Source organism: Clostridioides sp. LIBA-6622 (assembly GCF_056716095.1).
Genome location: NZ_CP196998.1, coordinates 1892134 through 1913475 on the forward strand (window position 1 = coordinate 1892134; position 21342 = coordinate 1913475).

General features: G+C 27.9%; 20 protein-coding genes. 15 read left to right on the forward strand and 5 right to left on the reverse strand.

Features of this window, described 5'->3' with window-relative positions:
- The first annotated feature begins 3 nt into the window (after positions 1–3).
- The 5 genes from ACTG47_RS09165 to ACTG47_RS09185 all read left to right on the forward strand — a co-directional run bounded on the left by ACTG47_RS09165 (position 4) and on the right by ACTG47_RS09185 (position 4746).
- A complete protein-coding gene (locus tag ACTG47_RS09165) occupies positions 4–984 on the forward strand; it encodes a FecCD family ABC transporter permease (protein WP_479926923.1) in 981 nt (326 codons plus the stop codon).
- Entirely contained in the window at positions 984–1778 is a 795-nt protein-coding gene (locus ACTG47_RS09170) for an ABC transporter ATP-binding protein (RefSeq protein WP_169469854.1), read from the forward strand. Before ACTG47_RS09165 ends, ACTG47_RS09170 begins: the two co-directional genes overlap by 1 nt.
- A gap of 124 nt (positions 1779–1902) precedes the next feature.
- Positions 1903–3153, forward strand: coding sequence for a nitrogenase component 1 (locus tag ACTG47_RS09175; RefSeq protein ID WP_479926924.1), 1251 nt, complete (start codon positions 1903–1905; stop codon positions 3151–3153).
- 1 nt (position 3154) lies between these two features.
- Positions 3155–4360 (forward strand): nitrogenase component 1, encoded by a 1206-nt coding sequence (locus ACTG47_RS09180; protein ID WP_479926925.1) that lies wholly within the window; start codon positions 3155–3157, stop codon positions 4358–4360.
- Positions 4361–4554: 194 nt separating this feature from the next.
- Positions 4555–4746, forward strand: coding sequence for a hypothetical protein (locus ACTG47_RS09185; RefSeq protein ID WP_479926926.1), 192 nt, complete (start codon positions 4555–4557; stop codon positions 4744–4746).
- An 82-nt stretch (positions 4747–4828) separates the two neighbouring features.
- On the opposite strand, the gene ACTG47_RS09190 is transcribed toward ACTG47_RS09185, so the two are convergent.
- Positions 4829–5641, reverse strand: a complete 813-nt coding sequence (locus tag ACTG47_RS09190; protein ID WP_479926927.1) for an Mrp/NBP35 family ATP-binding protein — start codon at positions 5639–5641, stop codon at positions 4829–4831.
- 421 nt (positions 5642–6062) lie between these two features.
- Between ACTG47_RS09190 and ACTG47_RS09195 the strand changes: the two genes are divergently transcribed.
- From ACTG47_RS09195 to ACTG47_RS09225, 7 genes are all read left to right on the forward strand, one after another.
- Positions 6063–7214 (forward strand): GNAT family N-acetyltransferase, encoded by a 1152-nt coding sequence (locus tag ACTG47_RS09195; RefSeq protein WP_479926928.1) that lies wholly within the window; start codon positions 6063–6065, stop codon positions 7212–7214.
- A gap of 79 nt (positions 7215–7293) precedes the next feature.
- Positions 7294–7821 carry a cobalamin B12-binding domain-containing protein gene (locus tag ACTG47_RS09200; RefSeq protein WP_479926929.1) on the forward strand — a complete coding sequence of 176 codons (528 nt, stop codon included), beginning with the start codon at positions 7294–7296 and terminating at the stop codon, positions 7819–7821.
- A gap of 485 nt (positions 7822–8306) precedes the next feature.
- Entirely contained in the window at positions 8307–8543 is a 237-nt protein-coding gene (locus tag ACTG47_RS09205) for a hypothetical protein (RefSeq protein ID WP_479926930.1), read from the forward strand.
- Between the two features lie 783 nt (positions 8544–9326).
- On the forward strand, positions 9327–11171 hold the full coding sequence (gene ltrA / locus ACTG47_RS09210) for a group II intron reverse transcriptase/maturase (RefSeq protein ID WP_479926931.1): 1845 nt from the start codon (positions 9327–9329) through the stop codon (positions 11169–11171).
- 105 nt (positions 11172–11276) lie between these two features.
- Complete coding sequence (locus tag ACTG47_RS09215; RefSeq protein ID WP_479926932.1) at positions 11277–11453, forward strand: hypothetical protein; 177 nt, start codon at positions 11277–11279, stop codon at positions 11451–11453.
- A gap of 1 nt (position 11454) precedes the next feature.
- Positions 11455–12477: a uroporphyrinogen decarboxylase family protein gene (locus ACTG47_RS09220; protein ID WP_169469861.1), complete on the forward strand. Its 1023-nt coding sequence runs from the start codon at positions 11455–11457 to the stop codon at positions 12475–12477.
- Positions 12467–13087, forward strand: a complete 621-nt coding sequence (locus ACTG47_RS09225; RefSeq protein WP_479926933.1) for a hypothetical protein — start codon at positions 12467–12469, stop codon at positions 13085–13087. The genes ACTG47_RS09220 and ACTG47_RS09225 overlap by 11 nt, the downstream gene beginning before the upstream one ends.
- A 280-nt stretch (positions 13088–13367) precedes the next feature.
- Here ACTG47_RS09225 and ACTG47_RS09230 read toward each other — a convergent pair whose 3' ends face one another.
- The 4 genes from ACTG47_RS09230 to ACTG47_RS09245 form a co-directional block, all read right to left on the reverse strand.
- Positions 13368–14027 (reverse strand): nitroreductase family protein, encoded by a 660-nt coding sequence (locus ACTG47_RS09230; protein ID WP_479926934.1) that lies wholly within the window; start codon positions 14025–14027, stop codon positions 13368–13370.
- A gap of 34 nt (positions 14028–14061) precedes the next feature.
- Positions 14062–14697 carry a TetR/AcrR family transcriptional regulator gene (locus ACTG47_RS09235; RefSeq protein WP_479926935.1) on the reverse strand — a complete coding sequence of 212 codons (636 nt, stop codon included), beginning with the start codon at positions 14695–14697 and terminating at the stop codon, positions 14062–14064.
- A gap of 258 nt (positions 14698–14955) precedes the next feature.
- Positions 14956–15642: a YjjG family noncanonical pyrimidine nucleotidase gene (locus ACTG47_RS09240; protein WP_479926936.1), complete on the reverse strand. Its 687-nt coding sequence runs from the start codon at positions 15640–15642 to the stop codon at positions 14956–14958.
- Between the two features lie 13 nt (positions 15643–15655).
- Positions 15656–16201, reverse strand: a complete 546-nt coding sequence (locus ACTG47_RS09245) for a helix-turn-helix domain-containing protein (RefSeq protein ID WP_479926937.1) — start codon at positions 16199–16201, stop codon at positions 15656–15658.
- 232 nt (positions 16202–16433) lie between these two features.
- On the opposite strand from ACTG47_RS09245, the gene ACTG47_RS09250 reads away from it, so the two are divergent.
- The 3 genes from ACTG47_RS09250 (at position 16434) to ACTG47_RS09260 (ending at position 21080) form a co-directional block, all read left to right on the forward strand.
- On the forward strand, positions 16434–17681 hold the full coding sequence (locus tag ACTG47_RS09250) for a GntP family permease (RefSeq protein WP_479926938.1): 1248 nt from the start codon (positions 16434–16436) through the stop codon (positions 17679–17681).
- Between the two features lie 82 nt (positions 17682–17763).
- Complete coding sequence (locus tag ACTG47_RS09255; protein ID WP_479926939.1) at positions 17764–19758, forward strand: ATP-binding protein; 1995 nt, start codon at positions 17764–17766, stop codon at positions 19756–19758.
- Entirely contained in the window at positions 19758–21080 is a 1323-nt protein-coding gene (locus ACTG47_RS09260; protein ID WP_479926940.1) for a sigma-54-dependent transcriptional regulator, read from the forward strand. Before ACTG47_RS09255 ends, ACTG47_RS09260 begins: the two co-directional genes overlap by 1 nt.
- Positions 21081–21342: the final 262 nt, after the last annotated feature.

The following is a 21342-nucleotide window of genomic DNA, read 5'->3' on the forward strand; positions in this document are numbered from 1 at the left end:
AATATGGATAATAAAAAAATTTTATTAATAATTACTGGTATGATAACTGTAATTACTTTGCTAATTATTTTTTCTACTATAGGAAGTGTTAATTTAAGTATTAGAGAAATATTCGATGCACTGATAAATGAAAATAATCCAATGGTTACTACAATTGTATATAAGATGAGATTGCCTAGGAACATCTTAGCAGCATTAGTTGGAGCAAACTTAGCTGTTTCAGGTCTGTTGTTACAAGCTGTTATGAAAAATCCATTAGCAGACCCTGGTATAACAGGTATATCAACAGGAGCAAGTGTGGCTGCTATTATAATATTGCTTCTATTTCCACAATATACAAGTATGTTACCAATAGTTGCATTTATAGGAGGTCTTATATCTTGTGCAGTGGTATATTTAATGGCATATAAAAATGGTCTAAGACCAGAAAGAATCATACTAGCTGGTGTAGCAGTAAACACTATATTAGGTGGCGTGATATCATATTTATCAACTATGTATAGTGAAAGAATTCAAAGTGCTATGTTATGGTTAAATGGTAGTTTGGCAACAAAGACATGGTTAGATGTAAATATGTTGATATGGTATTCTATTGCAGGGCTTATAGGGGCAGTTTTCCTTATTAGAAGTGCAAATGTACTACAATTAGGAGATGATGCAGCTACAAATCTAGGTTTCAATGTAAATAGAAGTAGATTTGTAATATCATTAGTAGCAATATTTCTGGCTGGAGTTTCTACTTCTGTAGTAGGAGTGATTAGTTTTGTAGGTTTAATAGTACCACATATAACACGTATGTTGCTTGGTAGTGACCATAAATATACAATTCCATTCAGTATAATCTTAGGAAGTATAGTTTTATTAATTGCAGACACATTGGCAAGAACAATAGGAGGCTCGATAGAGATTCCAGTGGGTGTTATTATGTCCATAATAGGAGGTCCATTCTTCTTATACTTATTAAGAAAGAGAGGCAGTTATTAATGTTTAATATAAAAGATATTACAATAGGATATGAAGATAAAATTATCATAGACAGCCTGAGTGTAAGCATAAAAAAAAGTGAAGTAGTTTCTATATTAGGACCAAATGGGTCAGGAAAGTCTACGCTTCTTAAAGCATTGTCTAGAATTCTGAAAATCAAACAGGGTGATATATATATTGATAAAAAAAATATGAAAGTCATGAGTAATAAAGAGATTTCAAGACAAGTGGCATTATTAGCTCAGCATAATGTTTCTTTAAAAGATATAAAAGTAAAAGACTTAATATACTATGGAAGAATACCACATAAAGGTTTTTTTGAAGGAAAAAATAAGAATGATGATGAAATAGTGACTTGGGCAATGAAAAATACAGGTCTTGAAACATATAAAGATAAATTGGTCAGTAATCTATCTGGAGGTGAAAGACAAAGGGTATGGTTAGCAATGGCTCTTTGTCAAAAGCCAGATATACTTTTATTAGATGAACCGACAACATATTTGGATATATCTCATCAATTAGAACTTATGGAACTTATAAAAGATATAAATAAAAAGTTTAAAATGACTATAATTATGGTTTTGCATGATATAAATCAAGCAAGTAAATACAGTGATAGACTTATTATTATGAATAAAGGTTCCATAGTAGCAGATGGCCATCCCAATAATGTAATAAGTGAAAAAATAATAAAAGATGTCTATAAAGTGAAATGTGATATAGATGTAGACCCAATTAGTAAAAAGCCTAGGATTCATCCAATAATGCTATGTAGAAGAACTAGCAGTATATGAAAAGATAAATAACTAATAATTAAAGAATAAAAGTTACTAACCATGTAGTTCTATAACCTTAAAATTACACGGTTAGTAAGACTAGAAAGGAAAAAATATGTATACTTTAGACGTATTAAATAGATTGAAAGATATAGATTGTGATAAAGATATAAAGTCTCTATCTTATGCTATATTCCCAGGGACACATTGTCCGTTATTTGGAGTTGTATTGACTGCATCATATATAAAGAATATGGCTCTTGTAATAGTGGGAACCAATGAATGTACTTACTATAGTAAAAATTTTGCATATCATAGACAATCTGGTAAAGATAGTGTTTATTCAGTAGTATTGAAAGATAAAGATATAGTTTTTGGAGCGGAAAAAAAAGTAGTAGAAGCTGTAAAGTATATTTCAGAAACCGAAAAATTTGACGCAATAATGGTAGTAACTACATGTGTACCAGAATTAATAGGAGAAGATTATAATGCCTTATCTAGTGAATTGGAAGATATGTTTGGGATACCTGTTTTGACAGTTAATACAGAGCATTATACTTGCAATTCACATATATTTGGTATGACTAGAGCTTTAAAAAGTTTATCATCAGTTATGGAGCATTATAAAGATAAAGAAGGAGTTAATATTTTAGGTCATAGACAAGAAAATGTAGAAGATACAGAACTTTTAAAATTGCTTGTAAAAGAAGATGTAAAAATAAATTGTGTAATTCCATCTAAGTGTACCATAAAAGACATTAAAAGTGCATCTAGTGCTAAATTAAACATAGTAACAGATATGATAGCATTGGATTTGGCAGAAGACATGAAAAATAAATTTGGAATAGAGTACATATATTTTGATAAAAACATGAAAGAATCAATTATAATAGAAAACTATAATAAGCTTTGCAAAATTTTAGATATAGATGTACAAGATGAATTATCAAAACAAAGACAGATATACCATTCATTGTTAGATAAATGTAAATTTTTACTAGAGGGTAAAAAATTAATTTATGGTAATACACCAATGATGGCCTTTGAAACGGTTGATTTTTTAACTGAATTAGGATTGATTCCAGAATTTATTCAGGTGAGAGAGCTTTATGAACAAGATAGTTTGTTTAAAGATAACATAATAAAAAAAGGATACAATCCTTATGTAAGTAGAATTGCAAATATAGCACCACTTAGAAATCTGTATGAGACTATAAATGCAGATATTTATATAGGACATGAAAACCCAATGCTATTAAGAGAAAAAGGGCTTATGCAAATAACACTAGATGAACATGCACAAAAAATAGGTTTTGAGCTTCCTATAGGAATAATGGAAACTCTAATTAAACTATTTGATGCAAAAAAATCTACAAGAAGGGAAGTGATTTAAGATGGAAATATATAGATACTTTCCAACACCTTCTGATAGAATGGGGATAATATTTACACTATCATCAATAAATGAAGCCTGTGTTATAGAATTTGGACCATCAGGTACAACTCATTATGCAATAGAAGCAATTGGAAGTTTGAATGGAGAAGATAATGCTAAAATTTATTCAACTCATATGAGTGAAAGTGATGTTACTTTTGGAAACTATGATAGATTAGAGAAAGCTATAATTGAAATAGACAATAATATAAGACCCAAGTATATTTTTGTAATGGCTTCATCTGTATCATCAATTATAGGGACAGACATAATAGGGATATGTAACGTTTTAAGTAAGTCTGTAAACAGTAAACTAATTCCAATTACAACAGGTGGATTGAGAGAAGATTATAATCAAGGAGTAGAAGAACTTCTCTATATATTAGCAAAAGAAGTTGTTAAAGATAGTAATGAAAAATTTGATAGTTTTAATATAGTTGGATGTAATATAGACCAATTTAATTTTTTATCAGATTGTGAAGAAATAAAAAGAATGATGAAGATGTTTTTTAAAAAAGATGTAAATGTAACCTTTACATCATATACATCAATTGATGAGATAGAAAATGCTTCTAAATCAAGTTTAAATATAGTGCTTAGAAAAGAAGGTGTAAAAGCAGCTATTTTTATGAAAGATAAGTACAATATACCATATGTATATAAGAAACCTTATGGAATGAAAAATACTGAAGAGTTCATAAATGAAGTACAAAAAGTAACTACATGGGATTTAGATAAAAATGCTTATGAAGCTGAAGTTTCTATTATAAAGAAGTATCTATTTAACATAAAAAGGAAGTTCTATTTTTATGAAGAAAGCAAAAAATGTGCTGTATTTGGAGATTATGATACTGCTTTAGGTGTCAAAGACTTGTTAGAGGAATTAGGTCTTGAAATTGATAGAGTTAATATATTGCATAATGTAGATTGTAATGATAAATCTGTGTATATTGGAAATGATGAACTAGATAGAAGTAAATATTTAAAAGAGAGTGACTTATTAATATTATTTGGAGATGGTGCTAGTATAGATATGCAACACAATTCTAAGTTAGACATACAAATAAGTAATCCTAATCTAAAAAGTGTAAACATATATCCATATACTCCATTTGTAGGTCTAAGAGGAATTCTTTATATAATCGAAAAAATACTAAATATATAACATTAAATACATAAATAATATGTAAAAATGTTTATTATAAACAAATTTATTAAAAATCAATACATATTTTATTAAAATAGTTATGAGTTGTGTTAGAAACCCTAGGATATTGGATATAATATAATAAACAGGTAAATTTTGTAGTTAAAAGAATACATAGTTTATCTTAATTATAGGGGAAGTGGGGATATGTTATGGAAAGATTGATGGAACTCATAGAAAGAAAATTTTTAAAAGATGTAGAACTTTTAGAATTGGAAGACATAGAAAATGTAATAGAATGTAAAATGACACAACCATATAATGCTCATTATAATGAATATTTAGTAAAAGTACAAAATGGAGATACTGTAGAAGAATATTTTGTATATTTAAAACATAGATAAACATAAAAGAGGTCTGTATTTATTTGTATTATTTCAAAATAAAGACAAGCCTCTTTTATGTTAAATATAAACTATAAAATTGTTATTTAATTTTTTCAACAACGCTAGTTAATATTGAGTCTAAATCACTGCTAATTTCTGTAACTCCATTATGAGTAATATCTATGATTTCTTTAGTCATAGGAAGTTCTCCTAAAAGCTCTAAATCTAAATCATTTAAAAATGTCTCAGTAGATTCTCCATCAAATAACTTGATTTTTTTAGAACAATCAGGACACTGGATATAACTCATATTTTCAATAACTCCTAGAACATTTATGTTCATTTTTTTAGCCATATTAACTGCTTTTGATACAATCATAGATACTAAATCTTGAGGGACAGAAACCATAACTATTCCACTTATAGGAATAGATTGCATAACTGTTAATGCAACATCTCCAGTACCAGGAGGCATATCTATTAATAAATAGTCTAATTCCTCCCACAGAACATCAGTATAAAATTGTTTTACAACTCCTCCAAGTAGAGGACCTCTCCAAACAACAGGCTCATTCTCATCATCTATCATAAGATTTATAGACATTACTTTTATGTTATTTGCATTTTCTACAGGATAAATATAAGAGCCATCAGAATAAGCTTTTACATTTTTTACACCCATAAGTCTAGGAATACTTGGACCAGTTATATCTGAATCTAATATACCAACCTTATATCCCATTTTATTTAGCTTATTAGCAAGTAAAGCAGTTACAGTTGATTTTCCAACTCCACCTTTACCACTCATAACACCAATTATTTTTCCGAATTTATTGTTAGGGTTATTTTCAATAGAACAATTTGATTGACTATTACAATTTCCATTTGATGGACATGAATTACAATCTGCCATATTTATTACCTCCAAACTTTAATATTTATTAGATTATTTGTAACCTACATATACTATTTTAGTACAATTGAATCATAAAGTCATTATTTAAAAGTAACTTAGAATATTTTCTGTTGGTTCGTTTGTAATTTATAATAAAAAAAGAAGGTAATAAAAAAATTATAACCTTCTAAAAAAGTGATTATTTCAACTGACCTATAGACATTAATCATATAAATATATAGAAAATATTTCAATATATTATACGTAACTGGTCATTTTATAAGTGTAACTGGGAATTAGATGTATATTTTATAAAAATTTGATGAAAAAAACAATTAAAAATTGCAAAGAAAAAAGATATAATTAGAAATGTAGTAATAAATGTTTTATTATAGATAATAGAGTTTAAGTATTTTAAATAATATTTGGAGGAAGGTAGATGGAATTAAGACCAAGAAGTGCAAAATTAGAAGAATTCGATAAAGTAATAGAATTAATAAACTATGTATTTAGGATATCAAGGAATCATAAACCAACTATGATGGAGGAATTTCCTCTATTGCTAAATAAAAATAATATAGAAAATATGATTATAATATCGGAAGATAATAAAATAGTTTCAGATGTAAACTATTTAATTCAAGATGTATCTATTCAAGGAAATAAGCTTAAGGTTGCAGCTATAGGTGGGGTATGTACTCATCCAGATTATGAGAAAAAGGGATATTCATCTAAGGTATTGGATAAAGTAGAAGAAAAAATGCTTTATGATGGTGTAGATATTGTAATCATTTCGGGAACGAGAACCTTATATAGTAGAAGAAACTGTAGTTTGGTAAAAAGTTTCTATAAATATACAATAAAACCTGAAAATATGAAAATACCATATGAAATAGTTGAATTTGATGAAACTAATTTTGAAAAAGATTGTGATTTAGATAAGATGATTGAACTATATAATCAAAATAGTACTAGATTCATAAGAACAAAAGATGAGTTCAAAAAATTATTACATGCAGCAACTATCGCTTGGGGTCCAATTGATTATAAGAAGATATTTATAAAAGAAAATAATAATGTTATAGGATATTTAATAATAAGAACAATAAAAAAAGAAGATTCTATTATAGGAGAAGTGGCTGAAATAGGGTTAAACTCTGTAAATGTTGAAAATGTGTTGAAATATGTTGCAAATAAATTCGGTTTAGAATCTTTAGATTATAAAGTACATGTGAGAAATCTTAAAGACCAATTAAAAGGTAATGAAATAAAAACTTTGGATTATCAACAAGGAACAATGAAAATAATAAACTTTGCAAAATTGTGTGATAATCTAAGAAGTTATTTTAATCAATATATAGATTCTGAATTATTAAAATACATGGAGTTTAAACAAGTTGAAAATAAATATATTATTAAATATAAAGAAGAAGAACTTGTAATAGAAAGTTTGGATAAACTTAATAAACTGTTTTTTGAGAAAAACGAAGAACAATATAATGAGTTTAAACATTTAAAAAATATACATGAATTTGCAACAAAGGTATTTCCTTTAGATTTTCCATGGACTGCAAATTTAAATTATCAATAATTGTTGTGTTTTTTGACTATATTCAATAAAAATGGATTATGTCTAAAGAGAGCTCTTATTAAATAACATAAATTAGTGTATGTTAAAAAAGAAATTTTGTAAGATATTAGAAGGGATGAAATATTATATGGACATACTTGATGATATAGCAGAATGCATATTAAATATGGGTGTAGACAATATAGAAAATTTAGTGAAAATTGCTATAGATAAAAATATTGATGTAGAAGACATTTATGAATATGGTTTAAATAAAGGGATGATAGGAGCTTTAGATAAATTTGAGAACAAAGAATACTACCTTTCAGAAGTTATAGTATGTACAGATGCATTAAATAAAGGAATTAATCTCTTGAAAGGAACTGGAAAAGTAAAGAAAAAATCAAAGGGAGTAATTCTGATGTCTGTAGTGGAAGGAGATACTCATGAGATAGGAAAAAACATTGTAAAAGTAATGGTAGAAGCTACTGGATATAAAGTTATTGATTTAGGTGTAAATAGAAAAAGTGAAGATATAATAGAGGAAGCTATAAAAAATAATGTGGATATAATCGGTCTGTCTTCAATGATGACAACAACTATGGAGGTGCGACACGTTGCTAGTTGAAAAGACTAGCCATTAACAATTTAAGGAGGATTTGGGGATGAAATAAGCCTCAGGAAAGGTGAGTTAATGAACTGATAATTTGATTAGTCAAATGATAGAGTAACGTCTTGAAGGGCTAATGCTGATACTCCGATTAGCGTCTGTAAGTCAAATTACAGGGGTTAAAAGCTCGGTGAAGTCGGCTGAGAATATACCCTAACTTTTGATACAAAATATATATTTAAAATAACCCCAAGAGGATAATCCAAAAGAGGATACCTAAAGAAATATAATATACCTAATATAAATTTATATATCAAAAGAGGAACAGTGAACCAGAGGTGGTCAAGTATATGATAGGTCGGGCATCTATAAAATAAATATGGTTAGAATAGTGGGTACGAACCACTGACGAATATCCGAATGTACAGTACTAAAGGTTGGATTCATAGAAATGTGAATGACCCCTAAGGGGTCGCCTTAGAGGTAAAGTAAGATTTTCCGTTATGAAATACCTTATATTGTTACAGGCAATATTGTTAAGGCAGTACTATAGGATAGACCTAAGTTTATATGTAAAGATAGAATTATCGGAACGTGGAAAGTTGGTAATGTGGAGGTTTTTGGCAACCTATGAAACATTTTTAGGGAAAAATTGTAATATAAATAGATTTGATATAGATTTTCATCTTAATATGGAAAATACAGGAAAAAAAATCATAGACCTTAACTTCGGTCTATGATATAATGTAAAAAGTAAATATTAGGATGATGATATATGCTGAACTATATGGCAACATATAGAATTATGGATAAAAAGCCATAAGATAACACTGATTGAATTTCCAAGAAGACCTAATGAGTAGTGGTAAAATTGCGAACGAAGGAAAAGGAGTTGGTAGAATGCTTAGTAGAGATATGGACACACATACTGTACAATCAAGACAATTCGGACCAACCCATCCTTTCACTGGAACGTTAACGAAAGTTTTTGGTCAGGATAAAATATTATTGTCCCATCATTAAGTAATTAATGAATGAAAATCGGGTTAACTCAAAGAAACTCCAATATACTGGACAACATTGAGCCAAGTTAAATATAGTTATCGCCGAAATATATTTAAAAGGTGCAACGCATAGGTAATGAGATAGATAACAATCAATAATTTACCCACGAAATCCCGACATCCTAATATTTATTACAAATCAAAATTCAGTCATATAATAAACCTATAAATAACCAAATCTAATTTATTATTATGTTTATATTATAATAAATAAATGTAGATAATATACTATAAATCAGTATAAATTTACTGAACATAAAACAATATAACCTAAATTCATACCAATGAGAGTAGAGCCACAGTACCTAAGAAACCATGATAATAAGTGGTGGAGGGATAGGCTCAAGTCAACTATTCAAAAATATCAAATTTATTTCAAATTTACTTTAGGGTTCGAGTAAGACTAAGAAAGATTATATTCCTTACAAATATATATAAAGGAGATAATCAACCTAATCAATGTATAATACAGATACGAAAGCTATAATTAATAAAGATTTAAAACCATTAAAGAAAGATACACTTAGATACAACGAGTACTACAACATGCAATGCACATTTGACAATTTGTATAAACAAAGTCAATCGGGCAGTAAATTCACACATCTATACAAAATAATAAGTAGTGATGAAAACATACTACTAGCATATAGAACAATTAAAGGTAATAAAGGCAGTAAGACACCAGGCACTAATAGACATACTATAAAATATTGGAATAATAAACCCACAGAAGATTATCTAAAATACATTAAGGCTAGACTAAATAACTACAGACCTCAGAAAGTCCGTAGGGTTGAAATACCTAAATCAAATGGTAAAATGAGACCTTTAGGAATACCATGTATAGAAGATAGACTAATTCAACAATGTATCAAACAGGTTTTAGAGCCTATATGTGAAGCAAAGTTTCATCCACATAGTTATGGTTTTAGACCAAACAGAAGCACAGAACATGCAATAGCCTACACTAACAAAAATATAAATTTAGACCATTTATATTATGTAATAGATATAGACATCAAAGGATTCTTTGACAATGTTAATCACAGTAAGTTATTAAAACAAATGTGGTCAATTGGAATAAGAGATAAAAAGGTTATAAGCATTATCAGTGCAATGTTAAAAGCAGAAGTTGAAGGAATTGGTATACCAACTAAAGGTGTACCTCAAGGTGGTATATTATCACCATTATTATCAAATATTGTTCTAAATGAATTAGATTGGTGGATTAGCAACCAATGGCAAACATATGAATCTAAACAACATAAATATTCGACACTAAGCAATCAATACAGAGCATTAAGAAATACAAATCTTAAAGAAATGTATATAGTACGTTATGCTGATGACTTCAAAATCTTATGTAAAAACTTCAATCATGCAAACAAGATTTTCATAGCAACTAAGCAATGGTTGAAAGAAAGATTAGGGTTAGAAATTAGCCTAGAAAAATCTAAAATAACAGATGTCAGACGTTCCAACTCTGAATTTCTAGGATTTAATATAAGAGCAAAACAGAAAAATAATAAATATGTTGTTTATACAAGTATGACAGAAAAAGCCAAAGCACAAGTAATTAGTAATATAAAGAATCAACTAATAATACTGAGACAATATCCAATTAACAAAAATGTATATTTGTTGAATAAAATAATTGCTGGTTCTCATAATGACTATAAAATAGCTAGTGATGTATATAGAAACTTTGATAGAATAAGATATAATCTTTCTTTTAGTTTTAAAAATCGCTTGAATCAAATTAAATCTAAAACAGGTATTAAGTCACATGAATATATAAAGAAATATGGAGATTACAAAGGTAAAGAGCTATTTGTATTAAAACAAGCAGTCTATCCCTTAACAGGAATCAAAACATTTCCACCTTACATGTTTAGGCAATCAATAACAAACTACACAGCCGAAGGACGGAAGCTTATACATGCAAAACTAGGATACATAGACAAAAACTTAATGGCTTATTTAACACAACATCCTGTAGCCAACAGGAGTGTTGAATACAATGATAATAGATTATCTAAATATTCATCACAATTAGGTTTATGTCAAATAAGTGGTTTTCCATTAGACGAAAATATGGAATTACACCACGTTATACCTATAAGCCTAGGTGGAAATGATAGTTATAAAAATTTGATACTAGTAACCCCATATGTACATAAATTAATACATGCGACCAAATCAAACACCATTGATTTTTACCTACACAAACTAGGTTTAATTAAGCAAGAGATTAATAAAGTGAATAAATATCGTAAAATAATTGGAAATGAAATAATTTGAGTGATAAATAGTTGATGGAACGCCGTATGAGATGAAAGTCTCACGTACGGTGTGGAGCAGGGGAAAAGACGGAGATAACATCAAACTCTTACCTATTGCTATAACATGAAATCAGTTATAAATGAGCTTAATAAGATTAATACAGATAAAAAGCCAAAAGTGATAATTGGCGGGGGTCCTGTAAGTATGGAATTTGCAGAAGAAATAGGAGCAGATGGATATAGCTCAAATGCTCCAAAAGCAGTTAAATTAATAAACAAACTTATAGGAGGTGAAGTTTAATATGTTTTCAGACATGACTTTACTTCAATATATAAATAGTGAAGATAGAGGATTTTTTCTGCCTGATATGGGTACAAATGGATTATTTTTAATAAATAAAAAGGCGTATGAAGTATATGATAGTGTAGATATACAACTTGAATTAGCAAAGACTATGGATAAGTATTTCGAATCAGATTTTATATATTCATTCTGTGATGGTATCACATTTTGTGAGACTTTAGGTCTAGAGACGCTAAGACCAGATTATGATTTTCCAAGTGTATTAACACATACTATAACTGATAGGGAAAAATTAAGAAAGCTAGAAGTTCCAGACCCTTATACAAGTGGACGTATGCCACTTAATATAGAAAGCTTGTCACTTATATCAAAAAGTATAAAAAAACCATTGTATGAAGCTATACAAGGTCCATTCACACTTGCAGGTCAGTTAGCTGGTGCTACACAACTTTTGAGATGTATAATAACTGATAAAAAATTTGTGGAAGAGTTATTGGAGTTTACAACTGAGTTGGTAAGAAGATATGCTGTAGCTGCAAATAAAGCAGGAGCTAAATATATTTCAATAGCAGAACCAACATCAGTGACATTAAGTAAAGATAGATTTGATGAGTATATAGTAAAAAATTTAAATAAAATATATGATGAGCTTGATTGTTGGAAAGGTATGCATATATGTGGAGATACTAGGGAATTATTGGACAATATGTTAAGTTGTAATATAGATGCAGTAAGTTTGGACCAAATTTTAGACTATGAAGAAGTTGCACCAATGATTCCTAGAGATATAGTATTGATTGGTAACTTGGACCCAATAAAACTTCTTGGACGTTCTAATCCAGATAAAATTAGAAGAGAGACACTAAAGTTACTAAAGAAGATGAGAGGATATGACAATTTCCTATGCAACTTTGGATGTAATTGTTTAAATACCACTCCAGTAGAAAACTTACAAGCAGCTATAAAGGCAGGAAGAATTAGTTATAAAGAATTAGATAGGATTGATATTAATGAATTATAATAGTAATGAAAATAAATCTTTTTTAGAATATCTAAATCTGGAAGATATTTTTATAGACAAGGATATTGTGTTAAAGTTTTTGGGGTATGGAAATAGAAAAGCTCCAGATACGATTAGTGAAATCGTTGAAAGAGAAATAAAAAATATAAATGATAGTTTAGATATTAAGATATATATGAGTGAAGTTGATATTGATAAAATGCCTAAAAAATGTAAGAAAGCATTTGCTATACTATACACAATAGGAGATAAGATTGATATCAAGATGAATGATTATATGAAAAATTGTAATATGATGGCAGGGTTAGCATTGGATAAAATAGGAGTAGTATGTTTAGATTGTATCAATGAGAAAATAAAAAAATATTTAAAAGAAGAATACTGTAATCTTAATATATCATATGAAGTATATCCAGGAGATAAAGATTTTGAGGTTGAGAAGCAAAGAGATATTTATAACTATATAAAAAATAAATATAACAATGTGGAAATAGAAATTAATGATTATCATCAACTATCACCCATAAAGAGTGTAGCAATGCTTATTTTAATGGGAGATGAAGAAAATCTCGAATCAAGATGCAGCAAATGTCCTCAAAAATGCTTTTAGATATTTTTCAAGATTAAAAACTTGTTTTCTGTATGAATTGCAATTTACTACTTATGAATATGCATTGATACACTGATAATTTTATATATGAAAAAATATAGTATAACATATCAGTATTGAAACATAAAAATTGAATAAAGTATATAGATTACAAAATGCCACAAAAAAGATGTTCATAGTCTATTTTTAGCCGTTCAGAAATGAACGGCTATTTTATATGGTACCAAATGTAAATAGCTCTTTCCTTTAGGTATTTGCTAAATAAATATGAGACTTAGTACTATTTTTCCAAAGTGATGTTAGCACCCAGTTCGAAATGATATTTAATGATTCCTAGGTCTATATTGCTATATTTACTTTCTTCGACTTCAAATTTAGGTTTTTCACTTTCTAATGTTATCATAAAATTCTGTTTATTCATTGCAGTAGGTGCAAGTAATACAGATTCCATACCTTTTTCAAACCAAGTAGGCATATCTTTACTAACATTACACACTTGAGACATAGGTTTAGATTTATGTGCTATGCCTTGTGTAACTCCATAACCAATTGCCAGTACACATACCAATGCCTGATTATCTTTAATGATAGCCTTACACTTTCTTTTTTTATATGTTGCTGCAACCCAACAGGTATTTAATCCCAGTTGTTGTGCCTTTAAAGCAATTCGTTCACCATAATAGCCAAGTTTTTCATCAAGCTTGTCTCCAGTTGGTCCAACTAGTGCAATGTAATTTGAAACATTTCGAAAGCCTCCATAATGTGCCATAAGACCTTTGAATGCATTTTTATCATTTGTAATGAGTTGTATAGCTAGAGAACTTTCCTTATTGCAGAGATTAATTTCTTCTGTTAATGTCTGAATCTTGTCGTTTTCAATTTTTTTATCCTGATAATTTCTAACAGAATGGCGGTTTATCATAGCCTCATAAATAGTCATTTTCTTTTTTCCTTTCCGATTTAGAGTATTTATTTTAAAATAAATCTATTTTTGTTTCTAGAAGTGTCTCAGTCAATGTCCCCCAATCACCTTCATAGTGAAACCCTTTCATATTAGCCATAGCAGCAAGTCCATGTACTGTTGCCCACATGACGATTAAATTATTATGAATATTTTCTTTTGGTACTTGGATATGCTCCATACATTGTGTTGCTATTTCTTTAAAGATAAGAAAAGGTTGAAAATCTCCTTCAAATGAATCTTCTGTCAATCGGATGTGATAATCATCGTTATCATAGATAAAGGTGAAATAGTGTGGATTTTTCGCAAAGAAGTTCACATATGATTTTCCTAAGCTTAGAGATAAGTAATCTTTAGAAGTATTCAGATTTTCAGTCAATGCTTCACAAAACTTTTTCGTAACATAATCCTTCATTTCTAAGAGTAATTGTTCTACTGTGGTAAAATGATTATAACAGGCAGTAGGAGATACACCTACTCTTTTCGCTAGTTTTCGCAATGAAAAATTTCCCCTACCTTCTTCATGGATGAGAGTTAATCCATCTTCAATTAATTTTGTATGTAGGTTGCCGTGGTGATATGGTTTCTTTTTCAATAGAACCCTCCTTCTTAAATGTTGACGTGTGTTAATATAAGTATAAGATATCACCTATATTAACATATGTCAACATTGAAATGAAGATTTATTAAATTACTTATAGATAGGGGATTTTAGGCATTTTAAAATATTATTTATAGTAAAAAAATCATCATATAATTTAATATAAAAAATGTCAGTAAAGCCCATAAATACAGGTTGCACTGACATTTTCTAATTTATGAAATATAATCAAAATTTATATAAGTTTTATAACAAAAAATTATTGCAAAATAATAATATTTTACTTAATATTTGGTGATTTATGAACTAAATAATTTCCTTTAATTCAAGCAGATTACCTATTTCATAAGTTGGTGTATAGTTAGTATTATTTATATTGTTATTGAGATTTAGCCAACAAGTATCTATTCCTGAATTTATTCCTCCTAAAATATCTGATGTCAAACTATCACCAATCATTAACACAGAAGATTTGTCATAACAATCAAATTTTTTAAGGGCATATTTAAATATTTTAGGATTTGGTTTTGATATTTTTAATTCTTCAGACACGACAATTCCATCAATATACCCTTTTATTTCTGAGTTTCTAAGTCTTTTATTTTGAACTTCAGATATTCCATTTGTTATTATAATTATTGTGTACTTTTCTTTGAGATATGATAATATATCGACTGCACCTGGAATTAAAAATGTACATTCACCTAAAAAATTTAAGTACATTTTACTAAGAGTCTTGGGGTCAACATCTAATTTTATTTCATTTGCAAAAAGTTTAAATCTAAGCAATTTAAGCTCATCTAAAGTTACAATGTTCTTTTCAAGGTCAAGCCAGAGTTTATCACTTATATTTCTATATATTTTTATACATTTCTCATAATCAAGTTTTAAACCAAACTCAGATAGAAGTCTTTTAAAAGCATGTAATTCACTCTTCTTAAAATCAAATAATGTATCATCTGCATCAAAAAATATAAATTTATATGTTTTCATAAATTCTATTCCTTTATAAGATAACTGCAAAAATTACTTTGCTTTCACTATCTGAATTGTTTTGCCATTTGTGTTTTGTTCCTAGAGGAACTTTGACACTATCGCCTTTGAATAGAGTAAATTCATCATCGTCCATAAAAAGTTTGACTTCACCCTCCAAAACATATGCAATCTCATCTCCATTGTGAGTAATTCTATCTACACAAGAAGAGGTATTTGGAGCTAAATCCATAATTGCAAATTCTAAATTACTACTAGAGTCTGGAATTAGAACTTCATATATAACATCATTGCTTCCAGGTAAAATAACTTTTTTTCTACTATTATGTCTTACTATTAAGCTTTTTTTATCTACCTCAGATACAAAAAATGTAAATAGAGGAACATTTAGAGAAGAAGCTATAGACTTTAATGAATTTACAGATGGATTAGCAAGACCTCTTTCTATTTGGCTTAATAATGATGGTGTAACATCAGCTAGTTTTGCTAAATCTCGAATACTTAAATTTTGTTTTTTTCGAACTTCAGCTATTTTTTCTCCTAAATTTAAATCATTCATATGAATATCCCTTCTTTTTCATTTTAAAAAATATTACCTTAAAATAATCAAATAAAAAGATTATACAGTATGAAATTATTATAACATATAGAATGGATTTTTGAAAAAATAATGTTCAATCTAATTGAATAAATTAAAATATAATTGACAAGTGAATACAGAATACTTAAAATATATTTAAATAAAATTAAATTAAGTAAAAAATAATTAACTTATGATAGGAGGGAGTATTATGCAAATAACAACATTTGGAGCTATATTAGGTTTATTAGTAGCAATTATTTTAATTATAAAAAAATTTCAAGCTGTTTATAGTTTAATGTTAGGTGCATTCATTGGTGGAATAGTTGGAGGAGCAAACATAACACAAACTGTAGATTTTATGGCAACTGGAGCTATGAACATCTCACCATCAATTCTTAGAGCTTTAGCATCAGGGGTATTAGCTGGAAGTTTAATAAAAACAGGGGCAGTAGATAAAATATCAGAGCAGATTGTAAAAATATTAGGTGAAAAAAGAGCTTTGCTTTCAATTGCTGCTTCAACTATGGTACTTGCTGGAGTAGGAGTAAATTTAGATGTGTCTATAATAACAGTAGCACCTATAGGATTATATATAGGTAGAAAATTAAATTATTCCAAATTATCAATACTTTTAGCAATGTTAGGAGGAGGAAAAGCAGGTAATATAATATCACCAAATCCAAATACTATAGCAGTTGCAGGGAACTTTTCTGTTAACTTATCTAGTGTTATGGTGGCTAATATAATTCCAGCAATTGTTGGAGTTGTGATTACAGTTGTTTTAGCAAGTATGCTAACAAATAAGGGAAATAAAGTAGAATCATATGAAATATTAGAACAAAGAGATAATTTACCAAGTTTGTTTAAATCATTATGTGGTCCAATTGTAGCGATATTCTTATTGTTTTTGGGGAACATATCTCCTATAGTTATAGACCCTATGATAGCTCTTCCAATAGGAGGAATAGTAACTTTAATTGTCACAGGAAATATGAACAATTCAAGAGAGTATTTAGCTTTTGGTTTATCTAAGATGCAAGGAGTTTGTATATTATTACTTGGAACAGGGACTATTGCAGGTATTATACAGGTTTCTGAATTGCAACAGAGTACAATAAGTATCCTACAAATTTTAAATATGCCACAATTTTTATTAGCACCAATTTCAGGTATACTTATGTCATTAGCAACAGCCTCATCAACAGCTGGTGCTACTATAGCCTCATCAACTTTTTCTGATGCTATAATAAATGGAGGCTTATCACCAATTTCAGGAGCATCAATTGTAAATGCAGGCTCTAGTGTATTTGAGCAATTACCACATGGCTCATTATTCCATACTAGTGCAGGTAGTATAAATATGGATATAGGAGAAAGGTTTAAATTAATTCCATATGAAGCATTAATAGGAGTAGTAATGACTATAGTTTCAACATCTATCCAATTAATCTTATAATAAATATAAATATTTAATGAAAAAGTAGGATTTTGTTATTAAATATTGAATTTAATAATAAAAAGAAGATTGGAGTTTTAAAGTGAATAAAAAAAAGATAGTTATTATGGGTATTATTTATTCTTTTTTAGTGGTATTTTCACTCACAAATATGTATGTAAATACGGAATATAATCTCAATGTATTTGAATATATTAAAAAATCACTACCATTTACAAAAGAAGAAAAAGAATGGTTAGAAGAATATAAGAATCTGGTGTATAGTTCTGACCAAAGTTCTCCTCCTTTAAGATATAAAGGTAAAGAAGATGGTCAGTATAAAGGAATCATTGTTGATTTAATGAATTCCCTGTCAATTCAAATTGGTAGGGATTTTTATTTTAAACCAAATACTTGGTGGAAAGAATCTTTTGAAAATTCAGTAGGTGATAGCATAAAATTCTTTGATTTAATTCCATCAGAGGAAAGGGCAAAGAAATTTATATTCACTGACCCAATATATACTTTAAGTGCAAATATCTTAAAAGATAAGAAATCTCAAGACATAAGTGATTATATGGATTTAAAGGGAAAGAAAATAGCAATACCAGAAGGAGATTATTCTATAAATTTTTTAAAACAAAAGGTTAAAAACATAAATATAGTACTAACTCCAGATATAAAGACTGGGGTCAATTATTTAATGTCAGGAAGAGTAGATGCAGTTGTAGGTGATGAGCCAGTATTACGATATTATATAAGTAATTATGGACTTTCAGATAAATATAATGTCTTAACTAATCCTATTTATACTAAAAAAGCTGTTCTTGCTGTGCCTAAACAATATAAAGAATTGGTCAGTATTCTAAATAAGGGAATTTTTAAGCTTCAAAAAAATGGAGTATATAAAGATTTAAAGAAAAAATGGTATTCTAGCTATAATGATGTTGATGATATATTGTATGAAAGAGGAATTGTACCAAGTATTTATCTTTTTATAGGTATAATTTTAATATCAGTTTATATTTTTTATAGCTATACATATTTGTTAAAGGTAGAAATAAAAAGAAAAACAGAAGAGGTACTTGAAAATAAAAAAACCTTAGAAGCTACATTTAATAGTATTACAGATATAATAATGCTTATAGACGAAAATTACAACATAGTAGAATCTAACAAGGTTCTGTATTATTTTATGGATGAAATAAATTACAAAATAGAAGATTTAATTAATATGATAAAGGATATTATTGAAAATACATTTTCTAAAAATTCACGTAAGACAAATGAAATTGAATTACATAATAAGATTTTAAAGATAAATACTTTCCCTGTAGAATATAAAAAAAATAATATTGAATATATAGTCGTTCTCATTAAAGATATAACGAATGATAAAATAGTAGAAGCAAAATTACTCAGAGAAAATAAGATGATAGCTATAGGGCAACTAGCTTCTGGTGTAGCACATGAGATAAGAAATCCTTTAGGTATAATAAGAAATAATTGTTATCTTTTAAAAGATGATGTTACAATGGAAGAAGTAAATGACTGTGTAAAATCTATAGAAAGTAATGTAGATAGAGCAAGTAACATAATAACAAACTTGTTAAACTTTGCGAGAATATCAAATGATAATCTAGAAAATATAAATATAAGAAACTTTATTGAAAATATAGTTAAGCTTCAATATAAGGTCTTACAATTAAAGACTGTTGAAGTAAAAATAGAGTGTAATGAGAATTTAGTGTGCTATATAAATGGAGAATCATTAAAACATGTATTTATAAATTTAATTTCTAATGCAGTAGATGCGATACATGAAGGTGGTAAAATTATTATATATTGTTATGTAGAAAGCAATTATTTGTTTATTGATTTTAAAGATAATGGTGAAGGAATAAAAGAAAATGCTTTGAAGGATATATTTAATCCTTTCTATACTACAAAATCAATAGGTGAAGGGACTGGTTTAGGTTTATACATTACTTATAATGAGATTAAAAAGAATAATGGAGATATAAGTGTAAAAAGTAAATTGGGTATTGGAACTTGTTTTCATATAAAGATTCCACTAAATAAAGAGGTGACTATATAATGAAAATACTAGTAGTTGATGATGAGCTAGAGTATGGAGCGGTAATGAAAAAAATTCTACAAAAGAATGGATATATTGTAGATATAGCACTAAGTGGAGAAGAAGCTATAAATATTATTAAAAAAGATAAGAATTATGACTTGGTTTTATCTGATGTTATGATGAAAAATATGGATGGGGTACAACTATTAGATAGAATTAAATCTATCAATGAGAGTATAGAAGTTATATTAGTTACAGGATATGGAAGTATTGAAAATGCAGTTGATGCTATGAAAAGAGGTGCGCTATCTTATTTTATAAAGAGCAATCCTATTGAAAATTTATTAGAAGAAATTGAAAAGGTAAAAGCAGTAAAAACATCGAGTTTTAAACAAAAGAATAATTTAGAGTTTACTTTAGAATCTAAAAATAAAAATTTTAATGATGTCATAAAAATAGCAGAAAAAGCTGCTTGTAAAGATGTTAATATATTAATTTTGGGTGAATCTGGTGTAGGGAAAGACATACTAGCTAGGTATATATATAGTATAAGTCCAAGAAGGAATGAGATATTTGTACCTGTAAATTGTTGTGCTTTTTCAGAAAATTTATTGGAGTCTGAGTTGTTTGGACATGAAAAAGGTTCTTTTACAGGAGCATTAGATAACAGAAAAGGTAGATTTGAAGTTTCAAATAAAGGAACTTTATTTTTGGATGAAATAGGAGATATACCTTTAAACGTTCAAGTAAAATTACTAAGAACACTTGAAGATAAATCTATAGAGAGAATAGGAAGTAATAAATCAATTAAAGTTGATTTTAGGCTGATTTGTGCGATGAATAAGGAACCAAAAGTAGAAATATCAAATGGAAGTATAAGAGAAGATTTTTTTTATAGAATAAGTACAATAACGATAACTATACCACCGCTGAGAAGTAGAAGAGAAGACTTAAATACTCTTATAGAATTTTTCTTAAACAAGTATCAAAATGAACATGAAAAAAAGGTATATTCAATTGATAAGGAAGTAATGGATTTTTTGTTAAATTACAATTATCCAGGAAATATAAGAGAATTAAAAAATATAATAAATAGGCTTGTAGTCTTAAGTGAAGAAGGTAATTTATCAAAAGATAATTTAAATTTAATATCAAATAACGTGCATATAGATGAAAAAATAAGCATCAGACCTCTAAGAGAAATAAGAAAAGAATTTGAATGTGAGTATATTGAAAAAGTTTTATCTTTATGTGGAAATAATGTGTCAAACACGGCTAAAAAATTAGAGATTAGTAGAAGACAATTAACTAACAAAATATCGGAATATAATATTAGGTGAGAAAAAAACTTCTCATTTGATGAGAAAAAAACTTCTCAAACTTTATTAAAAGATAAGCAGAAAAACCTGCTTATCTTTTTTTATTATAATTTTTAAATTAAAGATTTACAATAATTATTGTTAAATTCAATACTTATAAAGCTTAGAAATGAAAATCTCTATGACATTAATATATATCTTAAATAATTGGCATGAAAAATGCTTTATATAGGAATAAACGTAATAATAAATACTTTTAATTGCGATTAAATATATTAAGGGG